14 protein-coding genes are annotated in these 15,346 nt (G+C 66.9%); 7 read left to right on the top strand and 7 right to left on the bottom strand.

What is annotated here, in order from left to right; genetic code table 11:
* Positions 1 to 11 precede the first annotated feature (11 nt).
* Together ACMDW7_RS04140 and ACMDW7_RS04135 are read left to right on the top strand one after the other, a co-directional pair.
* Positions 12 to 2,843, top strand: a complete 2,832-nt coding sequence (locus ACMDW7_RS04140) for a hybrid sensor histidine kinase/response regulator (RefSeq protein ID WP_377305314.1) — start codon at positions 12 to 14, stop codon at positions 2,841 to 2,843.
* A 240-nt stretch (positions 2,844 to 3,083) separates the two neighbouring features.
* The gene (locus ACMDW7_RS04135) at positions 3,084 to 3,881 is read left to right on the top strand and encodes a TIGR00266 family protein (RefSeq protein WP_377305316.1); all 798 of its coding nucleotides are present in this window, start codon (positions 3,084 to 3,086) and stop codon (positions 3,879 to 3,881) included.
* Positions 3,882 to 4,072: 191 nt separating this feature from the next.
* On the opposite strand, the gene ACMDW7_RS04130 is transcribed toward ACMDW7_RS04135, so the two are convergent.
* The 7 genes from ACMDW7_RS04130 to mpl form a co-directional block, all read right to left on the bottom strand.
* Positions 4,073 to 4,492, bottom strand: coding sequence for a TssQ family T6SS-associated lipoprotein (locus ACMDW7_RS04130; protein WP_377305318.1), 420 nt, complete (start codon positions 4,490 to 4,492; stop codon positions 4,073 to 4,075).
* A gap of 122 nt (positions 4,493 to 4,614) precedes the next feature.
* Positions 4,615 to 6,258: a serine/threonine-protein kinase gene (locus ACMDW7_RS04125; protein ID WP_377305320.1), complete on the bottom strand. Its 1,644-nt coding sequence runs from the start codon at positions 6,256 to 6,258 to the stop codon at positions 4,615 to 4,617.
* A gap of 296 nt (positions 6,259 to 6,554) precedes the next feature.
* Positions 6,555 to 7,085: a YbaK/EbsC family protein gene (locus ACMDW7_RS04120; RefSeq protein ID WP_377305322.1), complete on the bottom strand. Its 531-nt coding sequence runs from the start codon at positions 7,083 to 7,085 to the stop codon at positions 6,555 to 6,557.
* A gap of 12 nt (positions 7,086 to 7,097) precedes the next feature.
* Positions 7,098 to 7,679: a YqiA/YcfP family alpha/beta fold hydrolase gene (locus tag ACMDW7_RS04115; RefSeq protein WP_377305324.1), complete on the bottom strand. Its 582-nt coding sequence runs from the start codon at positions 7,677 to 7,679 to the stop codon at positions 7,098 to 7,100.
* 53 nt (positions 7,680 to 7,732) lie between these two features.
* Positions 7,733 to 8,659 (bottom strand): UTP--glucose-1-phosphate uridylyltransferase GalU, encoded by a 927-nt coding sequence (gene galU, locus ACMDW7_RS04110; RefSeq protein WP_377305328.1) that lies wholly within the window; start codon positions 8,657 to 8,659, stop codon positions 7,733 to 7,735.
* 210 nt (positions 8,660 to 8,869) lie between these two features.
* Positions 8,870 to 9,322, bottom strand: coding sequence for an aminoglycoside 6'-N-acetyltransferase (gene aac(6'), locus ACMDW7_RS04105; protein WP_377305330.1), 453 nt, complete (start codon positions 9,320 to 9,322; stop codon positions 8,870 to 8,872).
* Between the two features lie 298 nt (positions 9,323 to 9,620).
* Positions 9,621 to 10,985 carry a UDP-N-acetylmuramate:L-alanyl-gamma-D-glutamyl-meso-diaminopimelate ligase gene (gene mpl / locus ACMDW7_RS04100; protein ID WP_377305332.1) on the bottom strand — a complete coding sequence of 455 codons (1,365 nt, stop codon included), beginning with the start codon at positions 10,983 to 10,985 and terminating at the stop codon, positions 9,621 to 9,623.
* A 77-nt stretch (positions 10,986 to 11,062) separates the two neighbouring features.
* Here mpl and ACMDW7_RS04095 point away from each other — a divergent pair, with 77 nt between their 5' ends.
* The 5 genes from ACMDW7_RS04095 (at position 11,063) to prmA (ending at position 15,287) form a co-directional block, all read left to right on the top strand.
* A complete protein-coding gene (locus ACMDW7_RS04095) occupies positions 11,063 to 11,647 on the top strand; it encodes a hypothetical protein (RefSeq protein ID WP_377305334.1) in 585 nt (194 codons plus the stop codon).
* Between the two features lie 24 nt (positions 11,648 to 11,671).
* Entirely contained in the window at positions 11,672 to 12,199 is a 528-nt protein-coding gene (locus ACMDW7_RS04090) for a redoxin family protein (protein ID WP_377305336.1), read from the top strand.
* Positions 12,200 to 12,497: 298 nt separating this feature from the next.
* Positions 12,498 to 12,962 (top strand): acetyl-CoA carboxylase biotin carboxyl carrier protein, encoded by a 465-nt coding sequence (gene accB / locus ACMDW7_RS04085; RefSeq protein WP_377305338.1) that lies wholly within the window; start codon positions 12,498 to 12,500, stop codon positions 12,960 to 12,962.
* Between the two features lie 67 nt (positions 12,963 to 13,029).
* Positions 13,030 to 14,385: an acetyl-CoA carboxylase biotin carboxylase subunit gene (accC, locus tag ACMDW7_RS04080; protein ID WP_054125730.1), complete on the top strand. Its 1,356-nt coding sequence runs from the start codon at positions 13,030 to 13,032 to the stop codon at positions 14,383 to 14,385.
* Between the two features lie 8 nt (positions 14,386 to 14,393).
* Positions 14,394 to 15,287 (top strand): 50S ribosomal protein L11 methyltransferase, encoded by an 894-nt coding sequence (gene prmA / locus ACMDW7_RS04075; RefSeq protein ID WP_377306140.1) that lies wholly within the window; start codon positions 14,394 to 14,396, stop codon positions 15,285 to 15,287.
* Positions 15,288 to 15,346: the final 59 nt, after the last annotated feature.

The following is a 15,346-nucleotide window of genomic DNA, read 5'->3' as shown; positions in this document are numbered from 1 at the left end:
CAAGTGGGAACATGGACCCCATGCCTCGCCTGCAGTGGTCCGTGTTCAAGCTCGACCCGATCATCTATCGGGCGGTGCTGTTCGCCTTCCTGGCCGCCGTGGTCGTGGTCAGCGGCCGGCACTGGGCTGCCGATCGCCAGTACGAACTGCTCACCAATCTGCTCGCCGAGAAGGCCGAGCTCGGTGTGAACCTGCACAAGACCGGGCTCATCAAGGCGGTGTCCGAGGCCGATGTGCCGATGCAATCCGCCCTGGTGAGCGACCTGCTGACCAACTCGCGCACCCACATCGCCGTCAAGCTGATGGACGCGCAGGGCCGCACCCTGCACGAGGACGCGCTGGCAGGCTTTGCGCAGGGTGCACAGTTGCTGCGCGAGCCGCCGCGCGACGGCCTGATCCGCATGCGCAAGGACGAGCATGCGCCCTTCATCGCGCGGCTGTTCGGCTACCCGATGGCTGCGGCCTGGGACGAGCCCTTCTTCGTGCGCGGTGACCGCTACACCCTGCGCCTGGTGTTCTCCCTGCAGGCGGCCTATGCCTCCTGGCAGGCCATGATGGCGCAGGCGCTCTGGCTGGCGCTGGCCGTGGTGCTGGCCACCCTGATTTTTGCCCAGGCCGTGCTGCTGCGCCCCATGCGCGCGGTGGAGGAAGCCGCGCGCTTTGCCACGGCTCTGGGCACGGATGCACAACGCCAGCCTCTGTCCGAGGACAGCACCGGTCTGGGCGCGATCGACCAGCTGCGCCGCTCACTGAACAACGTGGCTGCGGATCTCGCCGAACGCCGCGAACAGCAGGTCCGCTACGAAGCCGATCTGCTCGAGGCCAAGCAGCAGGCCGAGGCCGCCAGCGTGGCCAAAAGCACCTTTCTGGCCAACATGAGCCATGAAGTCCGAACGCCCATCAACGGCGTGATCGGTATGACCAATCTCGTGCTCGGCACGCCCCTGGCCGAACAGCAGCGCCGCTGGCTGCAGCTCGCGCGCTCCTCGGCCGACGGTCTGCTGGCTGTGGTGAACGATGTACTCGACCTGTCCAAGATCGAGGCCGGCAAGCTGGAACTGGAACGCGTGGACTTCTCGCCGCTGCGTCTGCTCGATGACATCGTGCGGCCCTTTGCGGTGGCCGCGTGCGAGAAGGGCATCGTGCTGCAGACGCGCATCCATCCTGGTCTGCCCGAGAGCATGGCGGGCGATCCGCTGCGCCTGCGACAGGTGCTCAACAATCTGCTGTCCAACGCACTCAAATTCACCGAGCGCGGCCACATTCTCCTGGAGGCGTACACGCTGGCCCCAGCCAACCCGGGCGAGCGCGGCACCGTGCACGTGGCAGTGCATGACACTGGCCAGGGCATCGCGCCGGACAAGCTCGACGCCATCTTCGATGCCTTCACCCAGGCCGATACCTCGATCACCCGGCGCTTTGGCGGCACCGGGCTGGGCCTGACCATCTGCCGGCATGTGCTTGAGCTGATGGGGGCGCAGCTGCGAGTCAGCAGCCGGCCCGGCGAGGGGTCGACCTTCAGCTTCGACCTGCCGCTGCGCAGCCCGGCGCATCCGCTACTGGGCGGCGTACGGGTAGGCAGTGCGCCGGTCGCTCTGGATGGTCTGCGTGTGCTCTGGGTGGAAGACGACGCCACCGCCGCGCAGTGGCACAGCGAGATGCTCGCGCACTGGCAGGTGCGTGCCCATGGTGTGCATCAGCTCTCGCAGGCACGCTGGCTCGCCAGCCAGCACCGCTTCGATCTCATCGTTATCGATGAGACGCTCCTGGTCGGCGCCACCGCCGAAGTGCTGGCCGATCTGGCCGCCACCATGCCGCATGCCCCCTGCCTGGTGCTGGTTCAGCCGGGCAGCGCTCTGCCCACAGAGCTGGACGCACTGGCGGAACTGCAGGCGCAGCCCCTGGAAAAGCCGGTCAGTGTGCTTGAACTGCGCAACGCGCTGGCGCAGCTGCGCGGCGAACCCGGCATCGAGCGCCAGGGTGCGCCCAGCATGCCGCGGCGCCTGCAGGGCCTGCGCCTGCTGCTGGCCGAGGACAACCTCGTCAACCAGATCGTCGCCACCACCGCCCTGCAGCAGATGGGCGCGCAGGTGGAACTCGCCGGCGACGGGCGCGAGGCCGTGCAGCGCTTCCAACAGGGGCGCTACGACGCGGTCCTGATGGACATCCAGATGCCGCACGTGAGCGGAATCGATGCCACCCGCCGCATCCGGGACCTCGAGGCCGCCACCGGCCAGCCACGTACGCCCATCGTGGCCATGACGGCGCATGCGCTGGCAGGCGATCAAGAGCGCTTCATCGCCTCCGGGATGGACGGCTATATTGCAAAACCATTCGAGAACTCGGCACTGGCTGACGCGATTCTGCGTCTGGTGGTGCCGAGCGCATCGACCACCGTACCGAGCGCCACGCCGGGCGGCACCAGTCAGACCCAGGGGACTTCACGCGCCATGACCGATCTCACCAGCGCCCAGAGCAGCAGCAACCCGGCCGCCGGAGTCACGCGCGACAGCCTGCTTGCCGTGGTCGGCGGCATGGCCCCGCTGCTCACCCGCGTGGCCCAGGCCTTCCTCGATGAAAACGCCCCGATGCCCCAGCGCTTCGAAGCTGCCGCCACCGCAGGGCACTGGAAGGAAGCCGCGGAACTCGCCCACTCCATGAAGGGCGTGGCCAACACCCTGGGCGCCACGCAAGTGGGTGAGTTCGCACGCCAGCTGGAACTCATGGCGCGCAACGGTGGTGCGGCCTCGGCCGACTACGCCTCGCCCTTGACGAGTCTCAAGCAGGGCTTCACGCACCTCGAAGCGCTGTGCCGCGGGATTGTGAGCGGGCAGACGGCTTGATGGTCGGGCGCCGGCCTTGCGGGTGGCCTTTGCGGGTCGCCTGACATGCGCGCCAGCCTGCGCCGACACACGGCCACCACACACGGCCACCACACCCGCCGCTCCAATCGAAAACCCCGATCTGCCTTGGTGCGTTGCCGTATGGGCAGCGCCCTACACTGCCGCATCCCGAGCCGCGCCTGGCCAGTCATCCAGCGACGCGCGCCCCACCTCCCCTCACACATCCGGAGAACAACCCTCATGGCCATGGACGTCATCGACTATCAGATCATCGGTTCTGAAATGCAGCTCGTGGAGTGCGAGCTCGACCCGGGCGAGGCCATGGTGGGCGAAGCGGGCAGCATGATGTTCATGGAGCCGGGCATCGACATGGACACGGTGTTTGGCGACGGCAGCGCCCAGACCGGCGGCTTCTTCGGCAAGCTGATGGGTGCCGGCAAGCGCCTGATCACCGGCGAGTCCCTCTTCACCACGATCTACGCCAACAAGGACAGCGTCAAGCGCAAGGTGGCCTTTGCCGCGCCCTACCCCGGCAAGATCATCGCCATGGATCTGCGCCAGCTCGGCGGCACGGTGCTCTGCCAGAAAGACGCCTTCCTGTGCGCCGCCAAGGGCGTGCAGCTGGGCATCGCCTTCCAGCAGAAGCTGGGTGCCGGCTTCTTCGGCGGCGAAGGCTTCATCATGCAGAAGCTCGATGGCGACGGCCTGGCCTTCGTCCATGCCGGTGGCACCATCGTCAAGCGCCAGCTGGCCGCCGGCGAGACCCTGCGCGTGGATACCGGCTGCCTGGTGGCGCTCACGCCCAGCGTGAGCTTCGACATCCAGTACGTGGGCAAGATCAAGACCGCGCTGTTCGGTGGTGAAGGCCTGTTCTTTGCCAGCCTGCAGGGCCCGGGCACGGTCTGGCTGCAGAGCCTGCCCTTCTCGCGCCTGGCCAGCCGAGTGTTTGCCGCTGCACCGCAGGCCGGTGGCCGAGGCAGCGAGGAAGGCTCCATGCTCGGCGGCCTGGGCCGCCTGCTGGACGGCGACAACGAGTAAGCCGACGCTGCGAACCCGCGCTCGCAGAGCGGGCGCGGTCCAGAACGCACAAGGGGCTGCACGCGCAGCCCCTTGTTTCATTTTCGGACAGAATTCTCAGCTTGTTCGATAGGCCTGTTTCCGCGCACCAGACAAGCGGAAAGCCGGTTTTTATCTCATCGCTAACAGTCATTATCGGCCAAATTGATCACTCAGTTGCCCAGTACGCGGCGATACACCGGCCCCCAGAGCGGATGGCCGACCTCGGCGCGGTCCAGCGCGAAGCCCGGGTCTTCCTTGCGGGCGGCGCGGAAGGCGGCCTCGCACTGCGACTCGCGCTTGGACGTGCAGTAGATGAAGGCGAGGTACTTGTTGGCGGCCGCGCGGTCCTTGGGTGCAGCCAGACCGAGCCGCAGCGACTCACCGAGCTGCTTCTCGGCCTCGGGGTACTGCGCGTCCTCGTAGGCGCGGATGCCGGCCAGCAGCGCGCGCTCCGCCGGGCGCTCCTTCATGTCAGACACGGCCACGGGCGCGGGCGCAACGCAGCCCGCCAGCAGAGTCGCGGCGAAACCGCCAGCAAGCAGTGCGCGCGGCAGGGTGGCGATCAGGCGGAACACATTGAAAGAACGCATGGCTGGGAGCTGCATCGCAAAAAACGGGTTGGGCGCCGACAAGGCGGAGACCGCGAGCTTACGGCTCATCACGCCGCGGCGCAGTGACTCCACAGGCACGCACCACCGCCGTGCGGCGGCGCTCAGTTGCCGAAACGGTGGCGCAGACGCACCGGCTTGTCTTCGGTGACCTGGATGGTCGTGACGTAGGGCTCGAAGTCGCCATTGCGCACTTCGATGGTGTGGCGGCCCACGGGCAGCGAGAGCTCCGCCAGGGGCGGCGACAGGCCGCGTGCCTGCCCGCCGACAAAGACCTCGCCCCAGGGCGCGATGGCAAGGTTGACCACCCCGGTGGTGGCCACGGCGGGGGCGACAGGCCGGGCGGCCTTGGCCGTGTCCGAGCGTGCGGGGCGCGCCCCGGCGGCCGGTGCAGGCGATGCCCTGGCGGCGTCGGTCCGTGCGACCGGTGCAGCGGCGCTGGGCGATGCGGATGCGGCGACCGGGCTGGGTGCGCCGGTCGATTCAGCGGGCGCAGCGGACGTTGCCGCCACCGCATCTGGGGGCGCAGTCGAAGCGCCAACCGCCGGCTCCGCGCCGGGTGCGGGCGTCACGGTGCCCGACACCGCGTTGGCCGGTGCGGGCAGCGGCGCCGGCGCCACGGCCACCACAGGCGGAGGCGGCAGGGTGGCGAGTTCTACGTCGCGCTTGTTGCCGGCACCGAAGGTCAGCAGCCCCAGACCCACGGCGCCAAGGACCACGAGCAGCAGTCCGCCGACGACCACAGGCTTGCGGGCACCGGAACGCTGCACATCCACACCGCGCGTGGCCTGGCTGTCCAGCAGCTTGCGCACGCGCGCGGCTGACCCCCAGCGCTTGATGTCGCTGGCCATGTCGCCGGCGCGCTCGTACCGGTCCTCGGGGCGCTTGGCCAGGGCCTTGGCAATGATGCGCGACAGCTCCAGCGGCACATCCGGGTTGACCTCGTGCACCGGCACGGGCGCCTTGCGCACGATGGCGTCCAGCAGATCAGGCAGGGTCTCGCCGGTGAAGGGCAGCTTTCCGGAGAGCATTTCGTAGAAAACCACGCCGAGCGAAAAGATGTCGCTGCGGCCGTCGATCTTGCGGCCCTCGATCACCTCGGGCGCCATGTAGCTCGGGCTGCCAAAGACCTTGCCGCCGGAAATGACCGTGGTGGAGCGGATGAACTGGGCGATGCCGAAGTCCAGCACCTTGGGCGTGCGCTTGCCCACGAGGTAGATGTTGGCCGGCTTGATGTCGCGGTGCACGATGCCCGAGAGGTGCGCGTACTCGAGCGCATCGGCCACCCGGGCAATGATGTCGCCGGCCCGCGGCGCGCTGAACAGCTCGCCTGCGGCCAGGGTCTCGCGCACGTCCTGCCCTTCGAGCAGTTCCATGGCGATGTAGGGGCCCTTTTCGGTCTTGCCGGCGTCGTAGACGGTGACGATGTGCGGGTGGTTGAGCTTGGCCGCGGCGCGGGCCTCGTAGAGGAAGGTGTCCTCGAAGGCCTTGCGTTCTTCCGGCGTGGTCTGCAGGTTGATGGTCTTCAGCGCCACGGTGCGCGAGAGCACCGGGTCTTCGGCGGCGTAGATCGCGCCCATGGCACCGTCGCCCACCCGGGACAGCAGCCGGTAGCGGCCCATGTAGCCGATCACGTCGGCCTGCGGCATGACCATCGTCGGCACCGGCTCCGGCGCGCGCGAGTCTTCGCCGCCCTCGGTCTTCGGGCCGTTGCGAAACAGGGATACCAGCGTGCGGGCAAAGTCCATGGTGCTTGGGGGCGCGTGCTCGGGGCACGCAGGTGTCGAATGGCGTTCGGGGATGCCTTCTGGCGGGCACCTGGACGGCCTAATCAAACAGGCCGTCGGACTGGGAATTATCTCGATACAGCCTTGTGCCTGGCTAGCAACGCTCATGCAGTGCTTGCAAGTGCTTGGCCAAGCAGCCAGTTTTTACAAATATTGTTGTTTTGTCGACGCACCCATGCGCCGGAAAGCTCCCAAAAGCGCCGCAATGAATGCAACCGCAGGCGGGCAGGGCGCGCCGGAGCGACTCCACGCCGCGTTCAGCCGGGCGAGCTGCACACGCGCACCCACGGTCGGCCAGTCGCGGCCGCCAGCGCATCGGGCTGAAGTGGCACCACGGCATGGGGCGTGCCGCCCGCGGCCCACACGCGTTCGAAGCGGCGCAGGCTTTCGTCCAGCAGCACGTTCACCTGGCCGGTGTGGCCGATCGGCGCCACCCCGCCGATGGCAAAGCCGCTGTGCTCGCGCACGAAGTCCGGCGTCGCACGCTCGGTGGCTTCACCGATCTGCGCGGCCAGCAGCGCCTCGTCCACCCGCACGTCGCCCGCGCAGACCACCAGTACCGCATGCCCGGTCTGCGCGCCACGGAACACGAGGCTCTTGGCAATCTGCCCCACGGCCACACCCAGCGCCTCGGCGGCCTGCGCGGCGGTGCGGGCGGGCACGGCCAGTTCCACCACCTGGGCGTCAAGCTTCAGCTGGTCGATCACTGTCTGCACACGCTGCGCGGTGGGCGCCGTGGCAGGGCGCGTGCCGGGATGGGTGTGGGGTGGCAAGCTGGTGTCGGTCATGACGCAAGCCGTTCAGTGCGGTTCATGGATGAAGTCGAACAGTTCGGGAATCAGGCTCTCGAACTCGTCAATGGCGTGGTTGCTGCCCTGCAGGATGATCTGCCGGCAGCCGCGGTAGTGGCCGCTCATCTCGCGCCAGTCCAGCACCTCGTCCCCGGTCGCGGCCACCAGCAGGTAGCGGCCGCGGCGCGTCGGTGCAGCCACCGTCAGTTCGCGCAGTTCATCGAGGTAGCGGCTGTGGAATTCCAGCGGCTCCTGCGTGTGCCAATGGGCCAGTGGGCCGCGGCCGTCTGTGACGTAGTTCGCCAGGTCGCGCGCCGGGTTCACGGCCGGGTTGAGCAGCACGGCGCGGCAGCCGACGAGCTCGGCCAGCCAGGTCGCGTAGTAGCCACCCAGGGACGAGCCGACGATCGTGAGTTCGGCCGGCAGGTACTGCGTGGCGCGGTGATGCGCCAGCTGCGCCGCCTGGCCGGGGCTGACGGGCAGCTGAGGACAGTCGAAAGGCACGCCGCGGTGCGCGCAGGCCGCGCGCATGAGCTGCGCCTTGGTGCTTTGCGGGCCGGAGCGAAAGCCGTGCAGATAGAGAATGTGCATGGGCGGATTGTGCCGAATCCGCCCTGCTCCCCGGCACGTGCCGGGCGGGCAAATCAGGCGCTGCCGGCCTTGCGCAGAGGCGTGCGTGCCATGGCCTTCAGCGTGCGCTGGGCCTCGGCCACGGCGCTTTGGCCCTGCAGCCCGATGTCGGCATGACGCAGGCCGAGCAGCATGTTGGCTTCCCAGAAGCCGAGCTTGCTGCCGCAGTCAAAGCGCCGGCCTTCGTAGCGGTGCGCAAACACCGGGCGGGTCTGCATCAGGCGGGCGATGCCGTCGGTGAGCTGGATCTCGCCGCCCGTGCCGCGGCCGATCTCGCGCAGAGCCTGGAAGATGCCCGGTTCGAGCACATAGCGACCCACGACACCCAGGGTGGACGGTGCCTGCGCCGGCGCCGGCTTTTCCACGATGGCCTCGATGCGGCTGGAGCGTGCATCGATGGACGCAACCGAAGGCGCCACCGAGACGATGCCGTACTTGTCGGTCTCTTCGCGCGGCACGTCCTGCACGCCGAGCACGCTGCCGCCCAGCTGTTCGAACTGCCTCACCAGCTGCTGCGTGACGGACACCTCGGCGTCCAGCAGGTCGTCGGCCAGCAGCACGGCAAAGGGCTCGTTGCCCACGGCGGGCTCGGCGCAGAGCACGGCGTGCCCCAGACCGAGCGCAGTGGCCTGGCGGGTATAGATGCAGCTCACGCCGCGCGGCAGGATGTTGCGCGCCATCTCCAGCAGCGCGGCCTTGTTCTTGGCGGCCAGCTCGGCCTCCAGTTCCGGAGCGGTGTCGAAGTGGTCTTCGATGGCGCGCTTGTGCCGGCCGGTGACGAAGATCATCTCGGTGATGCCCGCCGCCGCCGCTTCTTCCACGGCGTACTGGATCAGGGGCTTGTCCACGATCGGGAGCATTTCCTTCGGGCTGGCCTTGGTGGCCGGCAGGAAGCGCGTGCCGAGACCGGCGACGGGGAAAACGGCTTTCTTGACTCGCATGAGTGAATTCCTTGCAACCCGGCGCCTGATTGGAGCAGCTTGGCTCGGGCAGGGTCGCCATTCTGGAGTGTGAGTGGGGTTTGTGTCGCCCATGCGAATGGAGTGCCAGATCCACACCCGAAGATGCAAGCGTCACAGGAAGTCACACTTTGGCGCATCTGAGCTCGGGCGATTCGGCCCTTGCACCATGCTCGCGCACCGTGCAGGCGGCTAGAGCGTGATCTTGTAGGCCACCACGCGCTCGGTCTCGGTGAAGCCCAGGGCTTGATGCGTGGCCTGGCTCAGGAGGTTGTCGAGCTGGGTGTCAGACGCCAGCTCGCGCACCTTGCGCAGCCTGGCCCACTGCACGGCATGGGCCACGAGCGCACGCGCCACGCCCTGGCGTCGGGCGTCCGGCTCGGTCCAGAGGCCTTCGATGAAGGCGACGGGGCTGTGGTCGCAGCCGGTCACGTAGTCGGTCCGCAGGGTGAGCTCGATGAAGCCGACGGGTGCGCCATCGAGAAACGCGATCGCCACGCCGGTGCGCGCGGGGTCGTGCAGCATGTCCTCGGCTTCGCGCAGATGATCCTGCGCCGGGCAGTCCGGCCAGAGGCGCGCGCGCATGGCCAGCCAGGGCTGAGGATCGCCCCGGGCGGTGAGCACTTCGACGCGGATGCTGGACATGGTGGAGTGGCGGCGCGTGAGGTCGGTGGCCGTTCGATAACCCGAACAAGTTGCAGACCGATCAAACCGATTATGCGAGCCGCCGCGCGGCGCTTGAATCAGCCCGAGCCGAAGGCGCCGGGCGCATGGCGCGGACGCAACGCCGCGCGCAGGAATGAGCCGCAGCAGATCGACTCATAGATCATTATCGGCCATGAATTCACACATCGTAAAGCGCGCCAGAATCCTTAATAGATGTGCGGAAAGGGCTAATTGACCGATCAAAGAAAGATCAATTACGGTCAAAACTCAACCAAATTCATACCTGCAGCGCTTCCAGCAGCTTGTCATGCACGCCGCCAAAGCCGCCGTTGCTCATGACCAGGACGTGGTCGCCTGGCCGGGCGTCGCGTACGACTGCCTCGACCAACTGACTCAGGTCAGAAAACGCCGCCGCCCGATCGCCCAGCGGCGCGAGCGCACCGGCCAGATCCCAGCCCAGGGCGTGCTTGCCCTCGGTGGCGCCGTAGCCATACACGCGGTCTGCGCCCTGCAGGCTGCCGGGCAGCGCGGCCTTCATGGCGCCCAGCTTCATGGTGTTGGAGCGCGGCTCCAGCACGGCGAGGATGCGCTCGCCGGCGGCGATGCGCTTCCTGAGCCCGGCCACCGTGGTGTCGATGGCGGTGGGGTGGTGGGCAAAGTCGTCATAGACCGCCACGCCACGCACCGTGCCGCGCAGTTCCAGCCGGCGCTTGACGGATTTGAACGTCTTGAGCGACTCGATCGCCGCGGCGGGGTCCACGCCCACATGCCGCGCGGCCGCAATCGCGGCCAGGATGTTCATGCGGTTGTGCGCGCCGGTCAGGTCCGTGAACACACGGCCGAGCGTCTGGCCGCGGAAGACCACGTCAAAGCTGTCGTCTGCCGCCACATTCACGGCCTGCCAGTCCGACTCTGTCCCGAACAGCTCGCGCTCGCTCCAGCAGCCGCGCGCCAGCACGCGCGCCAGACTCTCCTCGGTGCCATTGACGACCAGCCGCCCGCTGGCGGGCACGGTGCGCACGAGGTGATGGAACTGGGTCTCGATAGCGGCGAGGTCCGCAAAGATGTCGGCGTGGTCGTACTCCAGATTGTTCAGGATGGCCGTGCGCGGCCGGTAATGGACGAACTTGCTGCGCTTGTCGAAGAATGCCGTGTCGTACTCGTCGGCCTCGATGACGAAGAAGTCCGTTTCACCCATGCGCGCCGACACGCCGAAGTTCTGCGGCACGCCGCCGATCAGGAAGCCCGGCTTCATGCCCGCGTGTTCCAGCATCCAGGTCAGAATGGCGGTCGTGGTGGTCTTGCCGTGCGTGCCGGCCACGGCGAGCACCCACCTGCCCTGCAGTACATGCTCAGACAACCACTGCGCGCCGCTGCTGTAGGGTGCGCCAGATTCCAGAATGGCTTCCACCAGCGGATTGCCGCGCGACAGGGCGTTGCCGATCACGAACACGTCCGGCTTAAGCGCCATCTGTTCCACGCCATAGCCCTCCGTCAGGGCAATGCCCTGCTCCTCGAGCATGGTGCTCATCGGCGGGTACACACCGGCATCGCAGCCGGTGACCGTGTGGCCGGCGGCGCGCGCCAGCAGCGCCACGCCGCCCATGAACGTGCCGCAGATGCCGAGGATGTGGATGTGCATGAGATGAGCCGCCAAGCAGTAGGGGTGCGGCATTCTATGGGCGCGACCCGGCCGCCCCGCTCACTATGATGCAGCCCATGACCGAGACCCTGCAGCAGGCCATTGCGGCCACCGCCGCCCGGCTGATCGCCGAAGAGGGCCTGGACTACCAGGCGGCCAAGAAGAAGGCCGTCAAGCAGATGGGGCTGGCGGGCGACCGGGTGGACTGGCCGGACAACGACCAGATCGAGCAGGCCCTGCAGGACTGGTACGCAGAACTGGCCGAAGACGACCCGCAGGCCGAAGCCGAGCGCCAGGCCGAACTGAGGCGCCTGCGTGAGCTGGCGCTCACCTGGATGGATCGGCTCGCCACCTGGAACCCCTGCCTGACCGGCGCGGTCTGGAAAGGCACCGCCAACGAGCACTCCGTGGTGCATCTGGCCCTGTTCACAGACGACGACAAGATGCTCGAGATCGAACTCCTCAACCGGGACTTGCCCTACGAAGTCACTGAACCCGGCGCACGACACGACGACGCCACCAGCACGCTCGTCGTCCACGACGAGGACATTCCGGTCATCCTGACCCTTTACCCGGAACGCCTGCGGCACAGCCGCGCCAAATCCGCAGACGGGCGTGCGCTGCGCGGCGACGCCCGCGCCGTGCGTGCACTGCTGACCTGACCCCCTCCCTTTCTCGCAAAGCACATGAAAAAGCTGATTCCGATCGCCGTTGGCCTGACCGCACTGGCAGTGGGCGCTGGCCTCTCCTGGTGGCGTCTGGCCCCCACCGAACCCGTGCCGGCGGCTGCGCAGAGCTTCTACGCCGCTCAGTTCAAGGATGCAGACGGGCAGGCCGTAGATCTGAATCAGTTCAAGGGCAAGTTGACGGTTGTGAACTTCTGGGCCACCTGGTGCGCGCCTTGCGTGGAGGAGATGCCGGAGTTTGAGCGCGTCGCCAAGGACAAGGCCGCAGCGGGTGTTCGATTTGTCGGCATTGGCATTGATTCGCCGTCCAACATCCGCGAATTCCGGCAAAAAGTGACTGTGTCCTACCCACTCGTTGCTGCAGGTTTTGGGGGCAGCGAACTCGGCAAAGCGTTTGGCAACCAGAAAGGCGCCCTGCCCTACACGGTGCTTTTGGGCCCGAATGGCCAGGTTTTGAATACCAAATTAGGGCGTTTGCACGAAGATGAGCTGCGCGGTTGGCTCAAAACAGCCCTCGCTGGGCGCTGACCGAATCTGGCTGTGCACCACGCGCTTCGGAGGTCATAACTGCGCACTGATTCGGGGCCGACTTGGAATTTCGAGGACTTCGCCTAAACTGCGGTATCGCCGGTCGTTCGAAGCTTGGAAATTCATCGAACTACCGGCATCTCTATTGCAAGCTCGCTGAACGTGCATAAATCACACACCTTCTAGAGTGCTGGCCTGTGCCGCCGGGCGTGGCTTTTCGGCCCGCCTGCAGCACCACTGCCAAACGGACGAGCCGAGCCGGGCACGTCGAACCGATTCCCCACCCCTACCTGACCCCATGGACCTGAGAAAACTCAAGACCCTGATCGATCTCGTCGCCGAATCGGGCATCACCGAACTGGAAGTGACTGAAGGCGACGGCAAGGTGCGGATCGTCAAGGGCCAGACCGGCGTAGCCGCGCCGGTCGTGATGGCCGCAGCGCCGCAAGTGGCCGCACTCCCCGTGGCCGCGCCGGTCGCTGCACCCGCCGCGCCGGCGGCCGCGCCCGCCGCAGACGCGCAGCCCGAAGGGCATGTGGTCAAGTCGCCCATGGTGGGCACCTTCTACCGCGCCTCCGGCCCGGGCAAGCCCGCCTTTGTGGAAGTGGGCGACAGCGTCACCTCCGGGCAGACCGTCTGCATCATCGAGGCCATGAAGCTGCTCAATGAGATCGAAGCCGGCGCAGACGGCGTGATCAAGAAGATCCTGGTCGAGAACGGCCAGCCGGTCGAATACGGCCAACCCCTGTTCATCATCGGCTGACTCTAGCCGTGGCGGCCGCGCGTCCGCACCTGCGGCGGCGGCCCGCTGACAACGAGCCCGCACCCGCATGTTTGAAAAAGTCCTGATCGCCAACCGCGGCGAAATCGCCCTGCGCATCCAGCGTGCCTGCCGCGAGATGGGCATCCGCACCGTGGTCGTGCACTCCGAGGCGGACACCGACGCCAAGTATGTGCGCCTGGCCGACGAGTCCGTCTGCATCGGCCCGGCGCCTTCGCGTGAGAGCTACCTCAACATGGCGGCCATCATCTCGGCCGCCGAAGTGACCGATGCCGAGGCCATCCACCCGGGCTACGGCTTCCTGTCTGAGAACGCGGACTTCTGCGAGCGCGTTGAAAAGAGCGGATTCGTGTTCATCGGCCCGCGTGCGGAAAACATCCGCACCATGGGCGACAAGGTCAGCGCCAAGGACGCCATGAAGAAGGCCGGTGTGCCCACCGTACCCGGCTCCGAAGGCGCCCTGCCCGACGACCCCAAGGAGATCGTGCGCATCGCTCGATCGATCGGCTACCCGGTGATCATCAAGGCCGCCGGCGGCGGCGGTGGCCGCGGCATGCGCGTGGTGCATACCGAAGCAGCACTCGTGAATGCAGTCAATACGACTCGCGCCGAAGCCCAGGCCGCCTTCAATAACCCGACGGTCTACATGGAGAAATTCCTGGAGAACCCTCGGCACATCGAGATCCAGGTGCTGGCCGATCAGTTCAAGAACGCGATCTGGCTGGGCGAGCGTGACTGCTCCATGCAGCGCCGCCACCAGAAGGTGCTGGAAGAAGCACCGGCGCCGGGCATCAACCGCCGCCTGATCGACAAGATCGGCGACCGCTGCGCAGAAGCCTGCCGCAAGATCAACTACCGTGGCGCAGGCACCTTCGAGTTTCTCTATGAGGAAGGCGAGTTCTACTTCATCGAGATGAACACGCGTGTCCAGGTGGAACACCCGGTCACGGAGCTGATCACCGGAGTCGATATCGTCCAGGAGCAAATCCGCATCGCTGCCGGCGAGAAGCTGCGCCTGCGCCAGCGCGACATCGAACTCAAGGGCCACGCGATCGAGTGCCGCATCAATGCGGAAGACCCGTTCAAGTTCACGCCCAGCCCCGGCAAGATCACCACCTGGCATCCACCGGGCGGTCCTGGCGTGCGCGTGGATAGCCATGCCTTCAGCGGCTACACCGTGCCGCCGCACTACGACTCCATGGTCGGCAAGCTCATCACCTATGGTGACACGCGCGAGCAGGCCATCGCGCGGATGCGGATCGCCCTGTCCGAGATGGCGGTCGAAGGTATCCTGACCAACATCCCGCTGCACCGGGAGCTGATGACCGACACGCAGTTCATCGCTGGCGGCACCAGCATCCACTATCTGGAAAAGCGCATCGCCCAGCGCCCGACGAACAAGTAGCCCCCATGCTGCAGGAACTGATCGTCGTTCTGCCAGGCCGTGAGGCAGATGCGCTGTACGAGGCCTTCAGCGAAGCGGGCGCGTGCGCGCTTCTGCTCGAGGATGCCGGCGCCGGAACGGACGAAGAGACGCCGATCTTCGGCGAGCCGGGTTCGGCCGACGACGGTGAGCCCCGCTACTGGCCGCGTTGCCGCATCACGGCCACCTTCGACACCAACAGCAATCACGTCCGGAACGCGCTCCATCTTGTTGAAGGGATGCAGTACGAGATCCGGGATGTCGAAGACCGCGACTGGGTGCGACAGACTCAGTCGCAGTTCGAGCCCATCGAAGTCACGCCCACGCTGTGGATCGTGCCTTCTTGGCACCGCGAGAACACCCTGCCCAAGCTGCCCTCCGGAGCCGTTGTGATCGAACTGGACCCCGGCCTGGCCTTTGGCACGGGTAGCCATCCGACGACTCGCATGTGTCTGCAGTGGCTCGCCGAGCACGTACCTGCTCTGCCTAGCGTGAGCGTGCTGGACTATGGCTGCGGCTCGGGCATTCTCGCCATCGCCGCCGCCAAGCTGGGCGCCGGCCGGATCGAAGGCACCGACATTGACCCGCAGGCGGTGCAGTCGAGTATCGACAATGCGCTGGCCAATCACTGCCCGCAGATCCGCTTCGGTCTGCCTGAGCTCATCACGGATCGCGCGCAGATCGTCGTGGCCAACATCCTCGCCAACCCCCTGCGCCTGTTGGCCAGCATGCTGGCCCAGCGCACAACGGGGCATCTCGTACTGGCGGGCATTCTTGCGCGGCAGGCCGAAGAGATCGCCGAGGTCTACCGACCCTGGATTGATCTCTCCGTATGGCGCGAACAGGACGGCTGGGTCTGCATGACCGGGCAGGTTCGCGGCTGAATGAATTCGACCCGCGCCACTCGGGGTGCGGATGTCGGCAACGGCGATAATCCCGGTTT

Origin of the sequence: Piscinibacterium candidicorallinum (assembly GCF_047549485.1) — a bacterium.
GTDB lineage: Bacteria > Pseudomonadota > Gammaproteobacteria > Burkholderiales > Burkholderiaceae_C > Piscinibacterium > Piscinibacterium candidicorallinum.
The sequence above is the reverse complement of the archived record's forward strand: the minus strand, read 5'-3'. Positions and strand labels throughout refer to the sequence as shown.

Excerpts from the sequence above, each read along its gene's own strand:
- ACMDW7_RS04130 (WP_377305318.1), bottom strand. The coding sequence starts at position 4,492 with ATGCGTTCTTTCAATGTGTTCCGCCTGATCGCCACCCTGCCGCGCGCA.
- ACMDW7_RS04090 (WP_377305336.1), top strand. The coding sequence starts at position 11,672 with ATGAAAAAGCTGATTCCGATCGCCGTTGGCCTGACCGCACTGGCAGTG.
- ACMDW7_RS04095 (WP_377305334.1), top strand. The coding sequence starts at position 11,063 with ATGACCGAGACCCTGCAGCAGGCCATTGCGGCCACCGCCGCCCGGCTG.
- accB (WP_377305338.1), top strand. The coding sequence starts at position 12,498 with ATGGACCTGAGAAAACTCAAGACCCTGATCGATCTCGTCGCCGAATCG.
- ACMDW7_RS04125 (WP_377305320.1), bottom strand. The coding sequence starts at position 6,258 with ATGGACTTTGCCCGCACGCTGGTATCCCTGTTTCGCAACGGCCCGAAG.
- ACMDW7_RS04115 (WP_377305324.1), bottom strand. The coding sequence starts at position 7,679 with ATGCACATTCTCTATCTGCACGGCTTTCGCTCCGGCCCGCAAAGCACC.
- ACMDW7_RS04135 (WP_377305316.1), top strand. The coding sequence starts at position 3,084 with ATGGCCATGGACGTCATCGACTATCAGATCATCGGTTCTGAAATGCAG.
- ACMDW7_RS04140 (WP_377305314.1), top strand. The coding sequence starts at position 12 with ATGGACCCCATGCCTCGCCTGCAGTGGTCCGTGTTCAAGCTCGACCCG.
- galU (WP_377305328.1), bottom strand. The coding sequence starts at position 8,659 with ATGCGAGTCAAGAAAGCCGTTTTCCCCGTCGCCGGTCTCGGCACGCGC.
- ACMDW7_RS04120 (WP_377305322.1), bottom strand. The coding sequence starts at position 7,085 with ATGACCGACACCAGCTTGCCACCCCACACCCATCCCGGCACGCGCCCT.
- mpl (WP_377305332.1), bottom strand. The coding sequence starts at position 10,985 with ATGCACATCCACATCCTCGGCATCTGCGGCACGTTCATGGGCGGCGTG.
- accC (WP_054125730.1), top strand. The coding sequence starts at position 13,030 with ATGTTTGAAAAAGTCCTGATCGCCAACCGCGGCGAAATCGCCCTGCGC.